Origin of the sequence: Bradyrhizobium sp. WBOS07 (assembly GCF_024585165.1) — a bacterium.
GTDB lineage: Bacteria > Pseudomonadota > Alphaproteobacteria > Rhizobiales > Xanthobacteraceae > Bradyrhizobium > Bradyrhizobium japonicum_B.
The window spans coordinates 4,214,725-4,234,114 of the sequence record NZ_CP029008.1 but is presented as its reverse complement, the minus strand read 5'-3'; the positions used below and the strand labels follow the sequence as shown (position 1 = coordinate 4,234,114).

The following is a 19,390-nucleotide window of genomic DNA, read 5'->3' as shown; positions in this document are numbered from 1 at the left end:
GTGATGGATATTTTTGCCAACCTCGCTCACGGCTTCGCCGTCGCGTTCTCCCCGATCAATCTCTTGATGTGTCTGATCGGCGCTCTCGTCGGAACGCTGGTGGGCGTGCTCCCGGGCATCGGCACCATCGCGACCGTCGCGATGCTGCTGCCGATCACCTTCGGACTGCCGCCGGTCGGCGCGCTGATCATGCTGGCCGGCATCTATTACGGTGCGCAGTATGGCGGCTCGACCACGTCGATCCTCGTGAATATTCCAGGCGAGGCGACATCGGTGGTGACCGCCATCGACGGCCATCAGATGGCCAAGCAGGGCCGTGCCGGCCCGGCGCTGGCGATCGCCGCGATCGGCTCGTTCTTCGCCGGCTGCGTCGCGACCGTGCTCATCGCCGTGCTCGGCGCGCCGCTGACCAAGCTCGCTTTGGCGTTCGGTCCGGCTGAATATTTCTCGCTGATGGTGCTCGGCCTCATCTTTGCGGTCGTGCTGGCCAAGGGCTCGGTGCTGAAGGCGATCGCCATGATCGTGTTCGGCCTGTTGTTGTCGATGGTCGGCTCGGACATCGAAACCGGCGCCTCCCGCATGGCCTTCAACATTCCGGAGCTCGCCGACGGCCTCGGCTTTGCGACGGTGGCGATGGGCGTATTCGGCTTCGCGGAGATCATCCGCAATCTCGACGCCGGCGCCGAGATGAGCCGCGACCTCGTACAGCAGAAGATCACCGGCCTGATGCCGACCAAGAAGGATCTGACCGACTCGACGCCCGCGATCCTGCGCGGCACCGTGCTCGGCTCGATCCTCGGCATCCTGCCCGGCGGCGGCGCGACGATTGCATCCTTCGGCGCCTATACGCTCGAGAAGAAGCTCGCCAGGGATCCCTCGCGGTTCGGCCGCGGCGCGATCGAGGGCGTGGCAGGGCCGGAGAGCGCCAACAACGCCGCCGCGCAGACCTCCTTCATTCCGCTGCTCACGCTCGGCATCCCGCCGAACGCGGTGATGGCGCTGATGGTGGGCGCGATGACCATCCACGGCATCGTGCCGGGCCCGCAGGTGATGCAGAAGCAGCCGGATCTCGTCTGGGGCATGATCGCCTCGATGTGGATCGGCAACCTGATGCTGATCATCATCAACCTGCCGCTGGTCGGAATCTGGGTGCGGCTGCTGCGCGTGCCCTATCGGCTGATGTTCCCCTCGATCGTGATCTTCTGCGCGATCGGGATCTATTCGGTGAACAACGCGCCGGTCGACGTCATCCTCGCCGGCGTGTTCGGTCTGGTCGGGTACTGGCTGATCAAGCACGATTTCGAGCCGGCACCTCTGCTGCTCGGCATGGTGCTGGGACCGTTGATGGAGGAGAACCTGCGCCGTGCGCTGCTGATCTCGCGCGGCGACTGGAGCGTGTTCCTGACGCGTCCGTTGTCGGCAGTGCTGCTGGCGGTCGCGGCGAGCCTCCTCGTCCTTACCGTGCTGCCTTCGCTGCGATCGAAGCGCGACGAGGTGTTCACCGAATCCGAGAATTGAGCACCGCATCTGTGCCGACGCAGCGCACCTGCGTCGGCACGCCGCATTCGGAAGTCGAATCGACTTGTGTGACGGCTTCGTGAAATGAAAATGTGGGCCCTTGTGGCCGGCATTAGTTTGTCCCGGGGGACCGATATGACGACCATTCGCACGCTGGTTTCGGGCACATGTGCCGCAGCAATTGCCTCGCTATGCGCCTTTGTCGCACCGGCAAAGGCCCAGACCTATCCGACCCGCAGCATCACCATGATCGTGCCGTTCGCGGCCGGCGGACCGACCGATGTGATCTCGCGCATCGTCACCGGGCACATGGCGCAGACGCTGGGGCAGAGCATCATCATCGAGAACGTGGTCGGCGCCGGCGGCACCACCGCGACCACGCGCGCCGCGCGTGCGGCCAATGACGGCTATACGCTGATCACCGGGCACATGGGCACGCATGCCGCCTCGGTGCCGCTCTATCCGAAGCTCGCCTATCATCCCGAGAAGGATTTCGAGCCGATCGCGTTGCTCGCAGGCACGCCGATCCTGATCCTGGCACGCAAGGATTTCCCGCCCAAGGACCTGAACGAGTTCGTGACTTACGTGAAGGCCAACGCCGAGAAGGTGAACGCGGCGCATGCCGGCGTCGGCTCGGTCTCGCACGTCTCGTGCGAGCTCCTGCACTCGATCCTCGACGTCAAGCCGGTCAGCGTGCCCTTCAGCGGCACCGGACCTGCGATGAACGCGCTGGTGGCGGGTCAGGTCGACTACATGTGCGACCAGATCGTCAACGCCGTACCGCAGATTAACGCCGGCACCATCAAGGCCTATGCGATCGCCACGGCCGAGCGTAATCCGTCGCTGCCGAACGTGCCGACCACGGCTGAAGCCGGCCTGCCGAAATTCCAGGCCCAGGCCTGGAACGCGATGTTCGCGCCCAAGGGAACCTCGCCTGCCATCGTGGCGAGCCTGAACGCAGCCGCCATCAAGGCGCTCGACGACGAGACCGTGAAGAAGCGCCTGCTCGAACTCGGCAGCGTCATCCCGGCGGCAAAGGACCGCACGCCGGAGGCGCTGGCGACCCTCGTCAAGAACGAGATCGCGAAGTGGAGCCCGGTGCTGAAGGCGGCAAATTAGGCAACGCGATCAGGTCGATAGGAGAGGGGCGGGACGCCGGGTTCCGCCCCTTGTCGTTTGCGCCGGGAACGCTCACTTTTCCGGGTATAATCGGTGCGGACAGCGAATCGCCGCTGTTGCAGCGCGGGGGTGGCCGTTAAGTTCGCCGCCTTCCCAAAGGCATAGTCGCACATGCACCAGTATCAGGACCTGCTCGAGCGGATTCTTTCAGACGGCGCGGAGAAAACCGACCGCACCGGCACAGGCACGTTCTCGGTGTTCGGCCATCAGATGCGCTTCAATCTGTCGGCCGGCTTCCCGATGCTGACGACCAAGCGGCTGCCGCTGAAGGCGATCGTGCATGAGCTGTTGTGGTTCCTGAAGGGCGACACCAACGTCAAATATCTGCGCGACAACGGCGTCACGATCTGGGACGAGTGGGCGGATGCCAATGGCGATCTCGGCCCGGTCTACGGCCATCAATGGCGCTCCTGGCCCGCGCCCGACGGCCGCAGCATCGATCAGATCGCGAACGTGGTCGACATGATCAAGCGCAACCCGGACTCGCGCCGCCTGATCGTCTCGGCGTGGAATCCGGCCGACGTCGACAAGATGGCGCTGCCGCCGTGCCATTGCCTGTTCCAATTCTATGTCGCCAATGGCAAGCTGTCGTGCCAGCTCTACCAGCGGTCGGCCGACGTCTTCCTCGGGGTGCCCTTCAACATCGCCTCTTACGCGCTGCTGACCATGATGGTGGCGCAGGTCACCGGCCTGAAGCCCGGCGACTTCGTGCATACGTTCGGCGACGCCCATCTCTATTCCAACCATCTGGAGCAGGCAAAGCTCCAGCTCAGCCGCGCGCCGCGTGCGCTGCCGGCGATGCGGATCAATCCTGAAGTGAAGGACATCTTCTCCTTCCGCTTCGAGGATTTCGAGCTCGTCGGCTACGACCCGCACCCGCACATCAAGGCGGAAGTCGCGGTCTGACGCCGATGTCGTTGACCATCCGCCGTGCGCAGCCCGGAGAAGCGGGGCTCGTCCTCTCCTTCATCCGCGAGCTCGCCGAGTACGAGAAGCTCTCGCACGAGGTCGAGGCGACCGAGACCGACGTCGCTGACGCGCTGTTCGGCGAAAGACCGCAACTCTATTGCGCGATCGCCGAGTGGGATGGTGAGGCCGTCGGCTTCGCGGCCTGGTTTACGAATTTCTCCACCTTCAGCGGCCGCCACGGCATCTATCTCGAAGATCTCTACGTGCGGCCGTCGCATCGGGGCAGGGGGCTCGGCAAGGCGCTGCTGGTTTATCTCGCGAAGGAATGCGTCGACAACGGCTGGGCGCGGTTGCAATGGGCGGTGCTCGACTGGAACGCGCCGTCGATCGCGTTCTACAAATCGCTCGGCGCCGTCATGATGGACGACTGGACGCTATGCCGCGTCGCCGGGCCTGCGCTGACGCGGCTTGCCGGGAGCTCTACCTGATGGAGATCGTGTTCGTCGTCGCGATCGCGGAGAACGGCGTCATCGGCGCGGGCAATGCGATGCCGTGGCGATTGAAATCCGACATGGCGCGCTTCAAGGCGCTGACCATCGGCAAGCCCGTGATCATGGGCCGCAAGACCTTCGAATCGCTGCCCCGCCGTCCCCTGCCGGGCCGCACCAATATCGTGATCACGCGCGATCCGGCCTATCGTGCTGACGGGGCCATCGTCACGACATCCGCCGCCGACGCCGGCGCGGTTGCGCGCGGTGATGCCCTGCGACGTTCGGCCACTGACATTGCGGTAATCGGCGGCGCCGAGATCTTCCGGCAATGGCTCGATCGCGCCGATCGCCTCGAAATCACCGAAGTCCACGCGCGGCCCGAAGGGGATACGCATTTCGACATCGACAAGGGCGAATGGGACGAGGTCGACCGTATCCGCCATCCTGCCGGTCCCAACGACAGCGCCGACTTCTCCTATGTGACATATCGTCGGCGGCGCGGCCATTAACCGCTTTCGTCAATGTTTACATTGACATTTTCGTGCCCGAGCATAGCTCGGAAGACGGTCAGGGCCGCGTTGTAAGGGACCTGCCTGTCCCCTATAAAGCCGGACCGGACAAAGCGGGCGGGGGCAATTCCACCCTGCCGAGGAGAGCGACGAATGCCGTGGAAGAATCAGGGCGGTGGCCCATGGGGCTCGGGTCCAAAGGGACCATGGGGCTCCGGTCCGCAACCGGTCGGGCCGAGGCCGCCGGATCTGGAAGACCTTCTGCGGCGCGGCCAGGACCGCCTCCAGCAGATCATGCCGGGCGGCTATTTCTCCGGCATCGGCATCACGCTGATCGTCCTGCTCATCATCGCGTTCTGGCTGCTGTCGGGCTTCTTCCGCGTGCAGTCCGAAGAGCTCGGCGTCGTGCTGCGCTTCGGCAAGCATGTCCGCACCGTGCAGCCGGGCCTGAACTATCATCTGCCTTATCCGATCGAGACCGTGCTGCTGCCGAAGGCGCTGCGCGTCAACACCACCTCCATCGGCATGACGCTGATCGACGATCCGGCGCGGCGCGGCCGCTCCATCCGGGATGTGCCTGAGGAGAGCCTGATGCTGACCGGCGACGAGAACATCGTCGACGTCGACTTCACCGTGCTCTGGCGCATCAAGCCCGATGGCGTCGGTGACTTCCTCTTCAACATCCAGAACCCCGAGGGCACCGTGAAGGCGGTCGCCGAGAGCGCGATGCGCGAGGTGATCGGCCGGTCGCAGATCCAGCCGATCCTGACCGGCGCGCGCAACGTCACCGAACAGGGCGTCCACGAGCTGATCCAGAAGACGCTGGACAGCTACGGAGCGGGCATCCTCATCACCCAGGTGCAGATGCAGAAGGTCGATCCGCCCGCGCAGGTGATCGACGCCTTCCGCGACGTCCAGGCGGCCCGCGCCAATCAGGAGCAGTTGCAGAACGAGGCGCAGACCTACGCCAATCAGGTCATCCCGCAGGCGCGTGGACGCTCAGCCAAGATTCTGCAGGATGCCGAAGGTTACAAGGAGCAGGCGGTCGCCGAGGCCAAGGGCCAGAGCGCGCGCTTCCTGAAGGTTTACGACGAGTACAAGAAGGCGCCCGACGTGACGCGTGAACGGATCTATCTGGAGACGATGGAGCGCGTGCTCGGCGGCGCGGACAAGCTCGTCTATGACGGCGGCAATTCGGGCCAGGGCATCGTGCCCTATCTGCCGCTGGGCGAATTGACCAGCAAGCGACCGCCTACCGCCGGGCAGCCCTCGAGCGGAGGCAACCGATGAGGTCTCCGGTCACAGGTTTCGTCACCCTGCTCGCGCTCCTGCTCGTCGCGGTGCTCGGCTACATGTCGCTGTTCACGGTGCAGCAGACCGAGCAGACCATCGTGCTCCTGTTCGGCCGCCCCGTCGACGTGGTCACCGCGCCCGGCCTGCACTTCAAGGCACCGTGGAATTCGGTGATCAACATCGACAAGCGCATCCTTGACCTGGAGAACCCCTCCCAGGAAGCGATTGCGTCCGACCAGAAGCGGCTCGTGGTCGACGCATTCGCGCGCTACCGCATCAAGGACGCGTTGCGCTTCTATCAGAGCGTCGGCTCGATCCAGGCTGCCAACATCCAGCTCACCACGCTCCTCAACGCGGCACTGCGCCGCGTGCTCGGCGAAGTCACCTTCATCAACGTGGTGCGCGACGAACGCGAGAGGCTGATGCAGCGCATCCGCGACCAGCTCGATCGCGAGGCCGACGGTTACGGCATCGAGGTCGTCGACGTCCGGATCCGCCGCGCCGACCTGCCGGAGCAGAACAGCCAGGCGGTCTATCAGCGCATGAAGACCGAGCGCGAGCGCGAAGCGGCCGAGTTCCGCGCGCAGGGCGGCCAGAAGGCGCAGGAGATCCGCTCCAAGGCCGACCGCGAGGCGACCGTGATCATCGCGGAAGCCAACTCGCAGGCCGAGCAGACCCGCGGTGCGGGCGATGCCGAGCGCAACCGCCTGTTTGCGGAAGCCTACAGCAAGGATGCCGACTTCTTCGCCTTCTACCGGTCGATGACCGCCTATGAGAACGGCCTGAAGTCGAACGATACCCGCTTCCTGCTGCGGCCGGACTCGGATTTTTTCCGGTACTTCAGCAACCCGTCCGGCAAGATGGCAACCGAGACGCCGGCGAAGCCGTAAGCGAGACAGGGGCGGCAGGTCCGGCCGCCCCTCGTCCAGATAAGAACAGCATAACGGGAGGTTCCAATCCGATGAGGTCCATTGCGTTCGCCGACTTCCTCATCGGCTTGGGCATCCTGTTCGTGCTGGAGGGCTTGATGTTTGCGGCGAGTCCAAACTGGATGCGCAAGGCCATGAAGAGCGCCATCGCCACGCCGGATAACATCCTGCGGGCGGTCGGGATCGGCTCGGCCGTGGTCGGCTTGGTCCTGATCTGGGTTATGCGGCGGCCGGTCTAGGCCGCGCACCAACGCCAAAGTGAAGCCGAAAGACCGGTTTTCGCCGTATTATCGGGCTCTTGAGGCCCGTTAAGCTCCGTGCTTGCGCCGTCCCCCCGTTCGAGCGCAGTCTGGACCGAATCCTTATTCTCTGGAGATACCAATGCCCGCTGCCACCATTGCCCCGACCCGCTTGCGTTTAGGGCTGGCCGCGCTCGTCGTCAGTGCTTTCAGTGCGTTCGGCACACCGGCCGAGGCGCGCGGACCGGATGGCATCGCCGACGTCGCCGAGAAGGTGATCGACGCGGTCGTCAACATCTCGACCTCGCAGACCGTTGAGGCCAAGGGCAGCGGCGGCGGCAGCAACACCATGCCGCAATTGCCGCCCGGCTCGCCTTTCGAGGAGTTCTTCGACGATTTCTTCAAGAACCGCAGGGGCCCCGGCGGCGGCAGCAAGGGCGGCGACGGCGGCAGCGCTCCGAAGAAGACCAACTCGCTCGGATCCGGCTTCATCATCGACACGGCGGGCGTCGTCGTCACCAACAATCACGTCATTGCGGATGCCGACGAGATCCACGTCATCCTCAACGACGGCACCAAGATCAAGGCCGAGCTGGTCGGCGTCGACAAGAAGACCGATCTTGCGGTGCTCAAGATCAAGCCGCCGAAGCCCCTCGTCGCGGTGAAGTTCGGCGACAGCGACAAGCTTCGCCTCGGCGATTGGGTGGTCGCGATCGGCAATCCCTTCAGCCTGGGAGGCACGGTCACCGCCGGCATCGTTTCGGCGAAGAATCGCGACATCTCCTCAGGTCCCTACGACAGCTACATCCAGACCGATGCCTCCATCAACCGCGGCAATTCCGGCGGTCCGCTGTTCAACCTCGACGGCGACGTCATCGGCGTCAACACGCTGATCATCTCGCCCTCCGGCGGCTCGATCGGCATTGGTTTCGCCGTGCCGTCGAAGACGGTCGTGGGCGTCGTCGATCAATTGCGCCAGTTCGGCGAGTTGCGCCGCGGCTGGCTCGGCGTGCGCATCCAGAGCGTCACCGACGAGATCGCCGAGAGCCTCAACATCAAGCCGGCGCGCGGCGCGCTGGTCGCCGGCATCGACGACAAGGGCCCGGCCAAGCCCGCGGGCATCGAGCCCGGCGACGTCGTCGTCAGGTTCGACGGCAAGGACGTGAAAGACCCGAAGGATCTCTCGCGCGTCGTCGCCGACACGGCGGTCGGCAAGGAGGTCGACGTCGTCATCATCCGCAAGGGCCAGGAGCAGACCAAGAAAGTCACGCTCGGCCGCCTCCAGGATCCCGAAAGGGTGCAGGCCGCGGTCAAGACCGACGAGCCGGCGCCCGAGAAGCCGGTGACGCAGAAGGCGCTCGGCCTCGATCTCGCCGCGCTGAACAAGGATCTGCGCACGCGCTACAAGATCAAGGAGAGCGTCAAGGGCGTGGTCGTCACTTCGGTCGATGCCAATTCCGACGCCGCGGAAAAGCGCCTCTCGGCCGGAGACGTCATCGTCGAGGTCGCGCAGGAAGCGGTGTCGAGCGGCGCCGACATCCAGAAGCGGGTCGATCAGCTCAAGAAGGACGGCAAGAAGTCGGTGCTGCTGCTGGTCTCCAACGCCGAGGGCGAGTTGCGCTTCGTGGCGCTGAGCGTGCAGTAGCCGCAAGTACGGTCCCGTAGGGTGGGCAAAGGCGCTCTTGCGCCGTGCCCACGCTCTCTTGCTGTAATGGATGAATGGTGGGCACGCTTCGCTTTGCCCACCCTACGATCGCTGAGCGAGCAACAAGAGCGGTTACCCCTCCACGAACTCCTCGCGCCGGTACCCCTGCGCATAGAGCAGCGCGGTGAGATCGCCGTGATCGATCCGCGCGGCTGCCGCCGCCGCGACGGCCGGCTTGGCGTGATAGGCGACGCCGAGCCCCGCCGCCTGGATCATAGCGAGGTCGTTGGCGCCGTCGCCGACCACGACCGAGTCGATGTCGTCGAGATCGAACGATTCCATCAGGTCGACCAGCGTGGCGAGCTTGGCCGCGCGTCCCAGAATCGGCTCCTTCACCTCGCCGGTGAACTTGCCGTCGCGCACGACGAGCTCGTTGGCGCGGTTTTCCTGAAAACCGATCTTGGCGGCAACCGCGGCCGTGAACAGCGTGAAGCCGCCGGAGACGAGGCAGGTATAGGCGCCGTGGGCCCGCATGGTCGCGACCAGTGTGCTGCCGCCCGGGGTCAGCGTGATCCGCTTGGCCAGCACCTCGTCGACCGCGCTGGCGGGCAAGTCCTTCAGCAGCGCGACGCGCTCGCGCAGCGCCGGCTCGAACTCGATCTCGCCGCGCATGGCGCGTTCGGTAATGGCGGCCACATGCGCCTTCACCCCGACCAGATCGGCGAGCTCGTCGATGCATTCCTGCCCGATCATGGTCGAATCCATGTCGGCGAGAAAAAGCTTCTTGCGCCTGAAGCCGACAGGCTGCACGACGATGTCGATGGGCAGATCGCCGCGAAGCTCGCGGAGCCGCTGCTCGATGGCGTGACGGTCGGCTTCGAGGTGACTGTCGGCGCCGAACGGGATATCGACCGCGACCCCGTCGAACAGCCAGTGCGCGGGTGCGGCCTGCGGCAGCACGGCGCGGGCGCCGTCGACGATGGTCGTATCGAGCGCGGGATGGTCGGGGTTGCAGATCAGGGTGGCGACGAGGGACATTTGAGGTTTTCGTGAGCGAGGAGCAAGTCGGCAGAAGGCCCGTTGGCGAGGCCGTGCTTATCGCAGGCCCGACCGCAAGCGGCAAGTCGGCGCTCGCGCTGGAGCTCGCGCTCGCCAGCGGCGGTATCGTCGTCAATGCCGATTCCATGCAGGTCTACCGCGACCTGCGCATCATCACGGCACGGCCGACACAGGATGAGGAGGCCCGCGCTCCGCACCGTCTCTACGGCCATGTCGATGCAGCCGTGAATTTCTCGGCCGGCGCCTGGGTGGCCGATGCGGCAAAGGCGCTCGACGAGGCGCGCGCGCAAGGCCGCCTGCCGATCTTCATCGGCGGCACCGGGCTCTATTTCAAGGCGCTGACCGCCGGGCTCTCCGTGGTGCCGCCAATTCCCGCCGAGGTGCGCGAGGACGTGCGCGCGCGGCTGGAACGGGACGGTGCGGAGGCGCTGCATGCGGAATTGGCGCGTCGCGATCCGCTTGCCGCAGCGCGATTGAACCTGCGCGATCGCACCCGGATCGCGCGTGCGCTCGAAGTGGTCGAGGCGACCGGCCGCTCGCTGCTCGACTGGCACCGGGAAGGCCAGCCTCCGCTGCTGCCGAGGGACAGTTTTCGCGCGGTGTTTCTCGCGCCCGAGCGCGACACGCTCTACGCACGGATCGACGCCCGTTTCGACGCCATGCTGGCAGCCGGCGCGTTGGAGGAGGTCGAGCGCCTTGCCGCCAGACAGCTCGATCCGCTGCTGCCGGCGATGAAGGCTCATGGCGTGCCCGCCCTGATCCGGCACTTGCGCGGTGAGCTCAGCCTGGAGCAGGCCGCCGCCATCGGCCGCGCCGACACCCGTCACTATGCCAAGCGGCAATTCACCTGGTTCCGGCATCAATTGCCAGAGTTCGAATGGGTCAGGCCGGAGCAGGCGAGGGAATGGGTCGCTGCGAACGTCAACGCGGTCCGCGCCCGCGGCTGACGAATTTTCCATCCGGGTTCCCCAATTTACCTCTCGCCGAACCCGGGGAACACCGCTACACTGCGAAAATCGCGCGGAGACGGCCGCCTTGCCTTGACATCTAGGCTTTGGCCGCTATGTTCGCGCAACCTTTGGGAAGCCGAGCGCCTGCCATGCGTAACATTATTACCAAACTTCTTATCGCCGTCGTACCCAGGCACACCGCCGGGGATGGCTAGCTGCCATCCACATGACAGGCGGTGTGCATGGGCCCTCTTCGGGGCCTTTTTTATTTCCCGAACCCGACACGAACGAAGCCGCTGACAACAGCGCATCCGGAGCAAGCCAATGAGCGACAAGAGCCACGATCCGAACCAGATGACCGGCGCCGCGATGATCGTGCGCGCGCTCATCGATCACGGCGTGACCGACATTTTCGGCTATCCCGGCGGCGCCGTGCTTCCAATCTATGACGAGATCTTCCAGCAGAGCGAAGTCCAGCACATCCTGGTTCGTCACGAGCAGGGCGCGGGCCACGCCGCCGAGGGCTATGCCCGCTCGACCGGCAAGCCGGGCGTCGCGCTGGTGACCTCCGGCCCCGGCGCCACCAACATGGTGACGCCGCTGACCGATGCGTTGATGGACTCGATCCCGCTGGTCTGCATTTCGGGCCAGGTGCCGACGCATCTGATCGGCAACGACGCGTTCCAGGAATGCGACACGGTCGGCATCACGCGCCCCTGCACCAAGCACAATTGGCTGGTCCGCGACGTCAACGATCTCGCGAAAGTTCTGCACGAGGCCTTCTACGTCGCGACCTCCGGCCGTCCCGGGCCGGTGCTGGTCGACGTGCCCAAGGACGTGCAGTTCGCGACCGGCACCTATCATCCGCCGCGCAAGTCCGACGTGCACCGCTCCTACGCGCCGCGCGTGAAGGGCGATGCGGCGCAGATCCGCAAAGCGGTGGCGCTGCTGGCGGGTGCCAAGCGTCCGGTGATCTACAGCGGCGGCGGCGTCATCAATTCCGGCCCCGAGGCGACCAGGCTGTTGCGCGAGTTGGTCGAGGTCACCGGCTTCCCGATCACCTCGACGCTGATGGGTCTCGGCGCCTATCCTGCGTCGGGCAAGAACTGGCTCGGCATGCTCGGCATGCACGGCACCTACGAGGCCAACATGACGATGCATGATTGCGACGTCATGCTGTGCGTCGGCGCGCGCTTCGACGACCGCATCACCGGCCGCGTCGATGCGTTCTCCCCCAATTCGAAGAAGATCCACATCGACATCGACCCGTCCTCGATCAACAAGAACATCCGCGTCGACGTGCCGATCATCGGCGATTGCGCCAACATCCTTGGCGACATCCTGCAGGTGTTCAAGGCGGAGGCCAAGAAGCCGGACATCAAGAGCTGGTGGCAGCAGATCGCGCAATGGCGCGCTCGCAACTCGCTCTACTACAAGAAGAGCAACGACGTCATCCTGCCGCAGCATGCGATCCAGAGCCTGTTCGAAGCCACGCGCGGCCGGGACACCTACATCACGACCGAGGTCGGCCAGCACCAGATGTGGGCGGCGCAGTTCTACGGCTTCGAGGAGCCGCATCGCTGGATGACGTCGGGCGGTCTCGGCACTATGGGCTACGGCCTGCCGGCTGCGGTCGGCGTGCAGGTGGCCCATCCCGACAGTCTCGTCATCGACATCGCAGGCGATGCCTCGGTGCAGATGACGATGCAGGAGATGTCGACGGCGGTGCAGTACGAGCTGCCGATCAAGATCTTCATCCTGAACAACCAGTACATGGGCATGGTGCGGCAGTGGCAGCAGCTGCTGCACGGCAACCGGCTGTCGCATTCCTATTCGGAGGCGCTGCCGGATTTCGTCAAGCTCGCCGAAGCCTATGGCGCCGTCGGCCTTCAGGTGCACAAGCCCGGCGATCTCGACGGCGCCATCAAGGAGATGATCTCGGTCAAGCGGCCGGTGCTGTTCGACTGCCGCGTCGCGGCGCTCGAAAATTGCTTCCCGATGATTCCGTCCGGCAAGGCGCACAACGAGATGCTGTTGCCGGAGCAGGCCAATGACGAGGCGACCGCGAAAGCGTTCGCCGGCGGCAAGGCGCTGGTGTGACGAGCGACATTTGAGGGGACGACAATGAACCAGCCCGCATCCGCCTATTTCATCGAAGAGCGCCACGATCCGAACGAGACGCACACGCTCGCCGTGCTCGTGCAGAACGAGCCTGGCGTGCTCGCGCGCGTCATCGGCCTGTTCTCGGGCCGCGGCTACAACATCGAAAGCCTCACGGTCTCGGAGACCGAGGCCCAGAAGCATCTGTCGCGCATCACCATCGTCACCACCGGCACGCCGATGGTGATCGCGCAGATCAAGAACCAGCTCGACCGCATGATCCCGGTCTATCAGGTCGTCGACATGACCCAGACCCGGCGCTCGATCGAGCGCGAGCTCGCGATGGTGAAGGTGCGCGGGCAGGGCGAGCATCGCGTCGAGGCGCTCCGGCTGGCGGATGCGTTCCGCGCCCGGGTGATCGACGCCACCACCGAGAGCTTTGTGTTCGAGATCACAGGCAATACGGACAAGATCAACCAGTTTATCGACCTGATGCGCCCGCTCGGCCTCGTCGAGGTGTCGCGCACCGGCGTTGCCGCGATCGGACGCGGGCCTGAAGGGATGTGAGCCATGCTGGCGCGCGACTGGTACTATAACGAGCGGAACCGGATGGGGATCGGGCCCGCCGTGGCCTCGATCTACGACGCCCACGACGATGCCGATCTGCGGGCGCGCGCCGCACTGAAGATGCTGGGAGTCCAGCGCGGCTGGCGCATCGCCGACATCGGCTGCGGCAACGGCGTGCTGGCGACCGAAGCGGCGCTGATGGGTGCCGAGGTCGACGCCATCGACATCTCGCCGGCGATGCTGGCGCTCGCCGAGATCTACGCGCGCGATCGCAAGGCGCCCGTGCGCACCCAGTCCGCCGGCCTGCTCAGCTTTGCCTATCGGCCGGAATCCTACGATCTCGTCGTCAGCGAGTTCACGCTGCACCATTTGCCGGATTTCTGGAAAGCTGTGGCGATGTCGCGGATTTTTCGCGCGCTCAAGCCGGGAGCGACGTTCTACCTGCGCGACATCGTCTACACCGCGATGCCCGACGCGATCGAGCGCGACGTCGAGCAATGGGCCGACTTCCAGATCAAGAACCACGATTTCGCACGCGAAAGCGTGGTGACGCATATGCGCGACGAATATTCCACCTTCGGCTGGGTGATGGAGCGGATGCTGACCGACGTCGGCTTCACGCTGGTCTCGGCCGACTACCACGGACCGATGCACGGCACCTATCTGGTTCGCAAACCCAATTCTTCCACGTAAAGGCCGGCGAGCAAGGCTAGACGAATAACAACAGGGCTGCACGACAGGGCAGAACCGAGAACAACAATGAAGCCGGCCGATATCCTCATCGCCGTCCTGGTGGCGATCATCTGGGGGCTTGCCTTCGTGGCGAGCCGGTTCGCGCTCGACGAGTTGTCGCCGGAGCTGATGACGGCGCTGCGCTTCGCCATTGCAGCGGTGCCGTGCCTGTTCATCCGCAAGCCCAAGATCGCCTGGTCGCTGCTGATCGCGATCAGCTCCACGTTGTTCCTCGGCCAGTTCCTCAGCCAGGCCTATGGCATCGCTCACGGCGTGCCGGTCGGGCTCACCAGCGTGGTGGTGCAGAGTCAGGCTTTGTTCACGATCGGTTTTGCCGCGATCGCCTTTGGCGAGCGTCCGACACCGATGCAGACGCTCGGCATCGCTATCGCCGCGATCGGCCTGCTGATGATCTGCGGTACGGTCGGCTACGATTTCAGCGTCGCTGCGTTCGCGGTGCTGATGATCTCGCCGCTCAGCTTCGCGGTCGGCAATCTGCTGCTGCGCAAGGCCCGCGGCGTGCCGATGTTCGACCTGTTCGCGTGGCTGTGCCTCGCCTCGGCCGTGCCGCTGTTCGTGCTGACGCTGATCGCCGACGGCCCGGCGCCGACCTGGACGTCGCTGAGCCGGATGTCGCTGACATCGGCGCTCTGCATGCTGGCGCTTGGCGGCATCTCCACCAGCATCGCCTATTGGCTGTGGGGCCGCTTGCTGCGCGACTATCCCGCCGCGCAAGTGGTGCCGTTCGCGCTGCTGGTCCCGTTCGTCGGCTCGGCGGCCTCCAGCATCGTTTTCGGCGAGCGGTTCGGACCCTTGCGGCTTGCCGGCATGGTGACCGTGATCGGCGGTATCGCCGTGATGGTGCTGGCGAAGCGGCCCAATACGCTACCCGAAGAACCGTTGCCGAAGACGGCGTGAGGTGAGCATGTCCCAGTCGCTGCTCTATGCCTTCCTCATCTTCATGGTCGTGATGTATTTCACGCCCGGGCCGAACAACATCATGCTGCTGTCCTCGGGCCTGACCTACGGCTTCCGGCGCACCATCCCCCACATCGTGGGCATCGTTCTCGGCTTCGCCTTCATGGTCGCAGCTGTCGGCCTCGGGCTCGGCTCCGTATTCCTGGCCTATCCGATCCTGCAGACCATCCTGAAATATGCCGGTGCCGCCTACCTGATCTATCTTGCCGCCGCGATCGCCATGTCCGGCCCGGCCAAGCCGGGGGAAGGCGATGGCCGCGGCCCGATGACCTTCTGGGGCGCGGCGATGTTCCAGTGGATCAATGCCAAGGGCTGGGTGATCGTGATCGGCACCATCACCGCCTATGCGGCGATCGCCCAATTCCCGCTCAATATCGCGATCCAGACCCTGATCAGCCTGATCGTCGGCACCGTCTCGACCGTGGTCTGGGCCCTGTTCGGCTCCGCCTTGCGGCCGGTCCTGACCTCGGAGCGGCTGGTCCGCGCCTTCAATATCCTGATGGCGATCCTGCTGCTGGCCTCCCTCTACCCCGTTTTCATGGATGCATGATGTCGCGGATTTCCATGCAGAAACGGGTTTCCCTCAGGGCTGAAAATGCTCTAGACAGCCCCCGAAATCCGCAAATTTCACCCTTCGGACACTGACCAATGGCCGATTTTCGGCCCTGAACGAGGAAACGACCATGCGTGTTTATTACGATCGCGACGCCGACCTGAACCTGATCAAGGGCAAGAAGGTCGCCATCGTCGGCTATGGCAGCCAGGGCCATGCCCATGCGCTCAACCTCAAGGATTCCGGCGTCAAGGAAGTCGCCATCGCGCTGCGCAAGGGATCGGCCTCGGCCAAGAAGGCGGAGAACGCCGGCTTCAAGGTGATGGAAGTCGCCGAAGCCGCCAAATGGGCCGACCTCGTCATGATGCTGACCCCGGACGAGCTTCAGGGCGACATCTACCGCGAGCACCTGCACGACAACATGAAGAAGGGCGCTGCCCTGGTGTTCGCGCACGGCCTCAACGTCCATTTCAACCTGCTCGATCCGCGTGCCGATCTCGACGTGCTGATGATCGCGCCGAAGGGCCCCGGCCACACCGTGCGCTCGGAATATCAGCGCGGCGGCGGCGTGCCCTGCCTGATCGCGATCGCCAAGGACGTCTCGGGCAACGCCCATGACCTCGGCCTGTCCTACGCCTCCGCCATCGGCGGCGGCCGCGCCGGCATCATCGAAACCACCTTCAAGGAAGAGTGCGAGACCGACCTGTTCGGCGAGCAGGTGGTGCTCTGCGGCGGCCTGGTCGAGCTGATCAAGGGTGGCTACGAGACGCTGGTCGAAGCCGGCTACGCGCCGGAGATGGCCTATTTCGAGTGCCTGCACGAGGTGAAGCTGATCGTCGACCTGATCTACGAAGGCGGCATCGCCAACATGAACTACTCGATCTCCAACACCGCCGAGTACGGCGAGTACGTCACCGGTCCGCGCATCATCACCGACGAGACCAAGAAGGAGATGCGCAAGGTTCTGGCCGACATCCAGGGCGGCAAGTTCGCCCGCGACTGGATGCTCGAGAACAAGGTCAACCAGACCTCGTTCAAGGCGACCCGCGCCAAGCTCGCTCAGCACCCGATCGAGGAAGTCGGCGCCAAGCTGCGCGACATGATGCCTTGGATCAAGAAGGGCGCGCTGGTCGACAAGTCGAAGAACTAAGTATTGTGCCCCGGACGCAGCGCAGCACGTTGGTGCTGCGCTGCCGATCCGGGGTCCATGCGGCTCCTGGGTCCCGGCACTGCGCTTCGCTGTGCTTGTCCGGGACACCAACAGAAATCCAAGGCATGATCGCGGGCACCTGAGGGAGGGAAGACCATGCGATCTGTCGTCGTCACCGGTGCATCCACCGGCATCGGCTGGGCTACCGCAAAATTCCTGATCGGGCGCGGCTATCGTGTCTTCGGCAGTGTGCGTAAGCAGGTCGACGCCGAGCGGCTCGAGGCCGAGTTCGGCGCCCATTTCACGCCGCTGCTGTTCGACGTCACCGACGAAGCCGCAGTCCTCGCGGCTGCGCGAGAAGTCCGCGAGGCGCTGGGCGGGGGGACGCTGGCCGGCCTCGTCAACAATGCCGGCGTCGCGGTCGCCGGTCCCGTGCTCGAATTGTCGGCCGACGATTTTCGCCGCCAGATGGACATCAACGTCATCGGCCCCGTCATCGCGACCCAGGCGTTCGGGCCGCTGCTCGGTGCCGATCCCTCGCTGAAGGGGCCGAAGGGGCGGATCGTGATGATCAGCTCGGTCGCGGGCAGGAACGGCAATCCACTGTCGGCGCCCTATTCCGCCTCCAAGCATGCCATCGAGGGATTGGCGGAAAGCCTGCGCCGCGAATTGATGCTGTTCGGCATCGACGTCATCATCGTCGCTCCCGGCGCAGTGAAGACGCCGATCTGGAGCAAGGCCGAACAGATCGATCTCTCCGTCTACCAGAACTCGCCCTATCTGCCGGCGCTGAACAAGGTCATGGCCTTCATGATGGATCTCGGCGCCAAGGGCCTGCCGGCCGAGCGGATCGCCGAGATCGTGTTCGAGGCGCTGACGGCGGCGCGCCCCAAGGTGCGCTACCAGATCACGCCCGACCCGATACGCCATCTGATCGCGGCCGTGCTGCCGAAGCGGACGCTCGATCGTATCATTGCCAAGCGGCTCGGGTTCCTGCCACTGTAAGGCAGGCGCTTCAGCCTGCCGCAACGGCCTGCGTGCGCGGGCGGCGGGCCATCGCGATCATGCGCAGCGCCAGCACGATCAGCAGCGGAATGAAGAATGCGGCATAGAGCGGCATCGCCGGCACGCGCATGCCGAACGACACCAGGAACTGGAACCAGAGATAATAGCCGCCCACCAAGTGCAGCCTCCGCCAGGCGCGCGGTCCGATCAGCGCGGCGGTGCGGTCGAACGAGGTCGCGCTCATGGCAATGATGACGGCATAGCCGATGCCGCCGAAGACGTAGGAGACGACCGAGGTTGCTTGCGCAAAGCCGGCGGGATCCATCCAAGCGAACACTACGATCGCGACCGCGTGGATGGCGTGGGACGCGGCAAAGCTCAAGCCGAGATAGCGCCGGTTGCGGCGCTGCCAGCGCGTCCAGGCGTTGGGCCACAGCTGTGCCAGCGCTGCGGCGCTGAAGGCGAGGCAGAACAGCGCGAGCGAGCTTCGCGCCGTGAAACGGATCACCATCCGCACGCCCTCGACCTCGAACTGCCGCATCGAGGCGATCCACAGGCTGAGGACGATCAGGCTCAACGAGAGGGCGGCCAGCAGCCGCCAGCCCTCGAGCCAGCCTTGACGGTGCGACACGATGATCTCCCTTCATTATGTAAGCGTCGATTACATGGCGGCGCCCCGGCGCGGTCAATGGTGTAATCGCTGCTTACATTCACGTTGAGGTGATGCTAGAAGGGCCCATGTCCGCTCGTCAGCCCTCCAGGCCGCGTGCCCGCCGCCCCACCGCCCAACCCAAACCCTATCACCATGGCGACCTTCGCCGCGTCCTGATCGATGCTGCGCTGCAACTTGCGGCGGAGGGAGCAGAGGTCTCGGTCCGCGAGGCCGCGCGCCGGGCCGCGGTGTCCCCGGGTGCGCCATTCCGGCACTTTCCCAACCGCGATGCTCTGATGGCGGCGGTGGCGGAGGAGGCGCAGCGGCGGTTTCGCGCCGAGATCGAGGCAGTGCTGACCGAGGCTCCGGCCGCCGGCCCACTTGTCCGCTTTCGCGCCTTCGGGCTCGCTTACCTGCGCTGGGCGATGCGCAATCCCGCCCATTTCGAGATCATCTCCACCGGGCGCTACTTCGCCCATGGCAGCTCCGCCGACCTCAGCCGCGACAATGCCGAGCTGATCGCGCTGACCGAGGGGATCCTGGCTGATGCGGCAGAGCAGGGCCTGCTGCGGCCGGCCGACCTCAAGCAGGTCCAGGTCGCCGGTCGCGCGCTGGTCTACGGCTTTGCCCGGATGAATCTCGACGGCCATTTTCCGCGCTGGGGCGTCGAGCAGGGCGAGATCGAGCGGATGGCGGAAGCAGTGCTCGACCTGTTCATCTCAGGCATCGCAAAGCGCTAGGCCGGTGCTTGGCGATGTCGACCGCCGTATCGCGGCGCGCCGCTCGCTGACATTAAGCGAAGGTCGGATCACGACGTGCGTTGCCTGTCCTTGACCGTTCCGTTACAGTTTTATGACATGGTGCAGGCTTCCGGCTGCGCCGGAGGCCCTGGTCGTTTTCGGGCCGGCCAGACGGCTTGGCATCACCGCACC

General features: G+C 65.1%; 20 protein-coding genes. 18 read left to right on the top strand and 2 right to left on the bottom strand.

The window, feature by feature from the left end:
* The first annotated feature begins 3 nt into the window (after positions 1–3).
* The 9 genes from DCM79_RS20230 to DCM79_RS20190 all read left to right on the top strand — a co-directional run bounded on the left by DCM79_RS20230 (position 4) and on the right by DCM79_RS20190 (position 8,712).
* Entirely contained in the window at positions 4–1,518 is a 1,515-nt protein-coding gene (locus DCM79_RS20230) for a tripartite tricarboxylate transporter permease (protein WP_257176028.1), read from the top strand.
* A 135-nt stretch (positions 1,519–1,653) separates the two neighbouring features.
* A complete protein-coding gene (locus DCM79_RS20225; protein WP_257176027.1) occupies positions 1,654–2,637 on the top strand; it encodes a tripartite tricarboxylate transporter substrate binding protein BugD in 984 nt (327 codons plus the stop codon).
* A 171-nt stretch (positions 2,638–2,808) separates the two neighbouring features.
* Positions 2,809–3,603, top strand: coding sequence for a thymidylate synthase (locus tag DCM79_RS20220; protein ID WP_257176026.1), 795 nt, complete (start codon positions 2,809–2,811; stop codon positions 3,601–3,603).
* Positions 3,604–3,608: 5 nt separating this feature from the next.
* Entirely contained in the window at positions 3,609–4,094 is a 486-nt protein-coding gene (locus DCM79_RS20215; RefSeq protein WP_257176025.1) for a GNAT family N-acetyltransferase, read from the top strand.
* On the top strand, positions 4,094–4,606 hold the full coding sequence (locus tag DCM79_RS20210) for a dihydrofolate reductase (RefSeq protein ID WP_028137996.1): 513 nt from the start codon (positions 4,094–4,096) through the stop codon (positions 4,604–4,606). The genes DCM79_RS20215 and DCM79_RS20210 overlap by 1 nt, the downstream gene beginning before the upstream one ends.
* A gap of 153 nt (positions 4,607–4,759) precedes the next feature.
* Entirely contained in the window at positions 4,760–5,896 is a 1,137-nt protein-coding gene (gene hflK, locus DCM79_RS20205; RefSeq protein ID WP_257176024.1) for an FtsH protease activity modulator HflK, read from the top strand.
* Positions 5,893–6,789, top strand: a complete 897-nt coding sequence (gene hflC / locus DCM79_RS20200) for a protease modulator HflC (RefSeq protein ID WP_257176023.1) — start codon at positions 5,893–5,895, stop codon at positions 6,787–6,789. The genes hflK and hflC overlap by 4 nt, the downstream gene beginning before the upstream one ends.
* A gap of 71 nt (positions 6,790–6,860) precedes the next feature.
* Complete coding sequence (locus DCM79_RS20195; protein WP_028137993.1) at positions 6,861–7,067, top strand: DUF2065 domain-containing protein; 207 nt, start codon at positions 6,861–6,863, stop codon at positions 7,065–7,067.
* A 142-nt stretch (positions 7,068–7,209) separates the two neighbouring features.
* A complete protein-coding gene (locus DCM79_RS20190) occupies positions 7,210–8,712 on the top strand; it encodes a Do family serine endopeptidase (RefSeq protein WP_257176022.1) in 1,503 nt (500 codons plus the stop codon).
* A 132-nt stretch (positions 8,713–8,844) separates the two neighbouring features.
* Here the strand turns inward: DCM79_RS20190 and serB are convergent, their stop codons facing one another.
* Positions 8,845–9,750, bottom strand: coding sequence for a phosphoserine phosphatase SerB (serB, locus tag DCM79_RS20185; RefSeq protein WP_257176021.1), 906 nt, complete (start codon positions 9,748–9,750; stop codon positions 8,845–8,847).
* An 11-nt stretch (positions 9,751–9,761) separates the two neighbouring features.
* On the opposite strand from serB, the gene miaA reads away from it, so the two are divergent.
* The 8 genes from miaA to DCM79_RS20145 all read left to right on the top strand — a co-directional run bounded on the left by miaA (position 9,762) and on the right by DCM79_RS20145 (position 17,806).
* Positions 9,762–10,718, top strand: a complete 957-nt coding sequence (gene miaA / locus DCM79_RS20180; RefSeq protein ID WP_257176020.1) for a tRNA (adenosine(37)-N6)-dimethylallyltransferase MiaA — start codon at positions 9,762–9,764, stop codon at positions 10,716–10,718.
* A 327-nt stretch (positions 10,719–11,045) separates the two neighbouring features.
* Positions 11,046–12,821 carry an acetolactate synthase 3 large subunit gene (locus DCM79_RS20175; protein WP_257176019.1) on the top strand — a complete coding sequence of 592 codons (1,776 nt, stop codon included), beginning with the start codon at positions 11,046–11,048 and terminating at the stop codon, positions 12,819–12,821.
* A 24-nt stretch (positions 12,822–12,845) separates the two neighbouring features.
* Entirely contained in the window at positions 12,846–13,388 is a 543-nt protein-coding gene (gene ilvN, locus DCM79_RS20170) for an acetolactate synthase small subunit (RefSeq protein ID WP_028137987.1), read from the top strand.
* A gap of 3 nt (positions 13,389–13,391) precedes the next feature.
* A complete protein-coding gene (locus tag DCM79_RS20165; protein WP_373568092.1) occupies positions 13,392–14,081 on the top strand; it encodes a class I SAM-dependent methyltransferase in 690 nt (229 codons plus the stop codon).
* Between the two features lie 66 nt (positions 14,082–14,147).
* Positions 14,148–15,038: an EamA family transporter gene (locus DCM79_RS20160; RefSeq protein WP_257176017.1), complete on the top strand. Its 891-nt coding sequence runs from the start codon at positions 14,148–14,150 to the stop codon at positions 15,036–15,038.
* Between the two features lie 7 nt (positions 15,039–15,045).
* Positions 15,046–15,648 (top strand): LysE family translocator, encoded by a 603-nt coding sequence (locus DCM79_RS20155; RefSeq protein ID WP_257176016.1) that lies wholly within the window; start codon positions 15,046–15,048, stop codon positions 15,646–15,648.
* Between the two features lie 133 nt (positions 15,649–15,781).
* Positions 15,782–16,801, top strand: a complete 1,020-nt coding sequence (ilvC, locus tag DCM79_RS20150) for a ketol-acid reductoisomerase (protein ID WP_257176015.1) — start codon at positions 15,782–15,784, stop codon at positions 16,799–16,801.
* A 156-nt stretch (positions 16,802–16,957) separates the two neighbouring features.
* Positions 16,958–17,806 carry an SDR family oxidoreductase gene (locus tag DCM79_RS20145; protein ID WP_257176014.1) on the top strand — a complete coding sequence of 283 codons (849 nt, stop codon included), beginning with the start codon at positions 16,958–16,960 and terminating at the stop codon, positions 17,804–17,806.
* Between the two features lie 10 nt (positions 17,807–17,816).
* Here DCM79_RS20145 and DCM79_RS20140 read toward each other — a convergent pair whose 3' ends face one another.
* Positions 17,817–18,437: a hypothetical protein gene (locus DCM79_RS20140; RefSeq protein ID WP_257176013.1), complete on the bottom strand. Its 621-nt coding sequence runs from the start codon at positions 18,435–18,437 to the stop codon at positions 17,817–17,819.
* Between the two features lie 107 nt (positions 18,438–18,544).
* Between DCM79_RS20140 and DCM79_RS20135 the strand changes: the two genes are divergently transcribed.
* Positions 18,545–19,198, top strand: a complete 654-nt coding sequence (locus DCM79_RS20135) for a TetR/AcrR family transcriptional regulator (RefSeq protein WP_257176012.1) — start codon at positions 18,545–18,547, stop codon at positions 19,196–19,198.
* Positions 19,199–19,390: the final 192 nt, after the last annotated feature.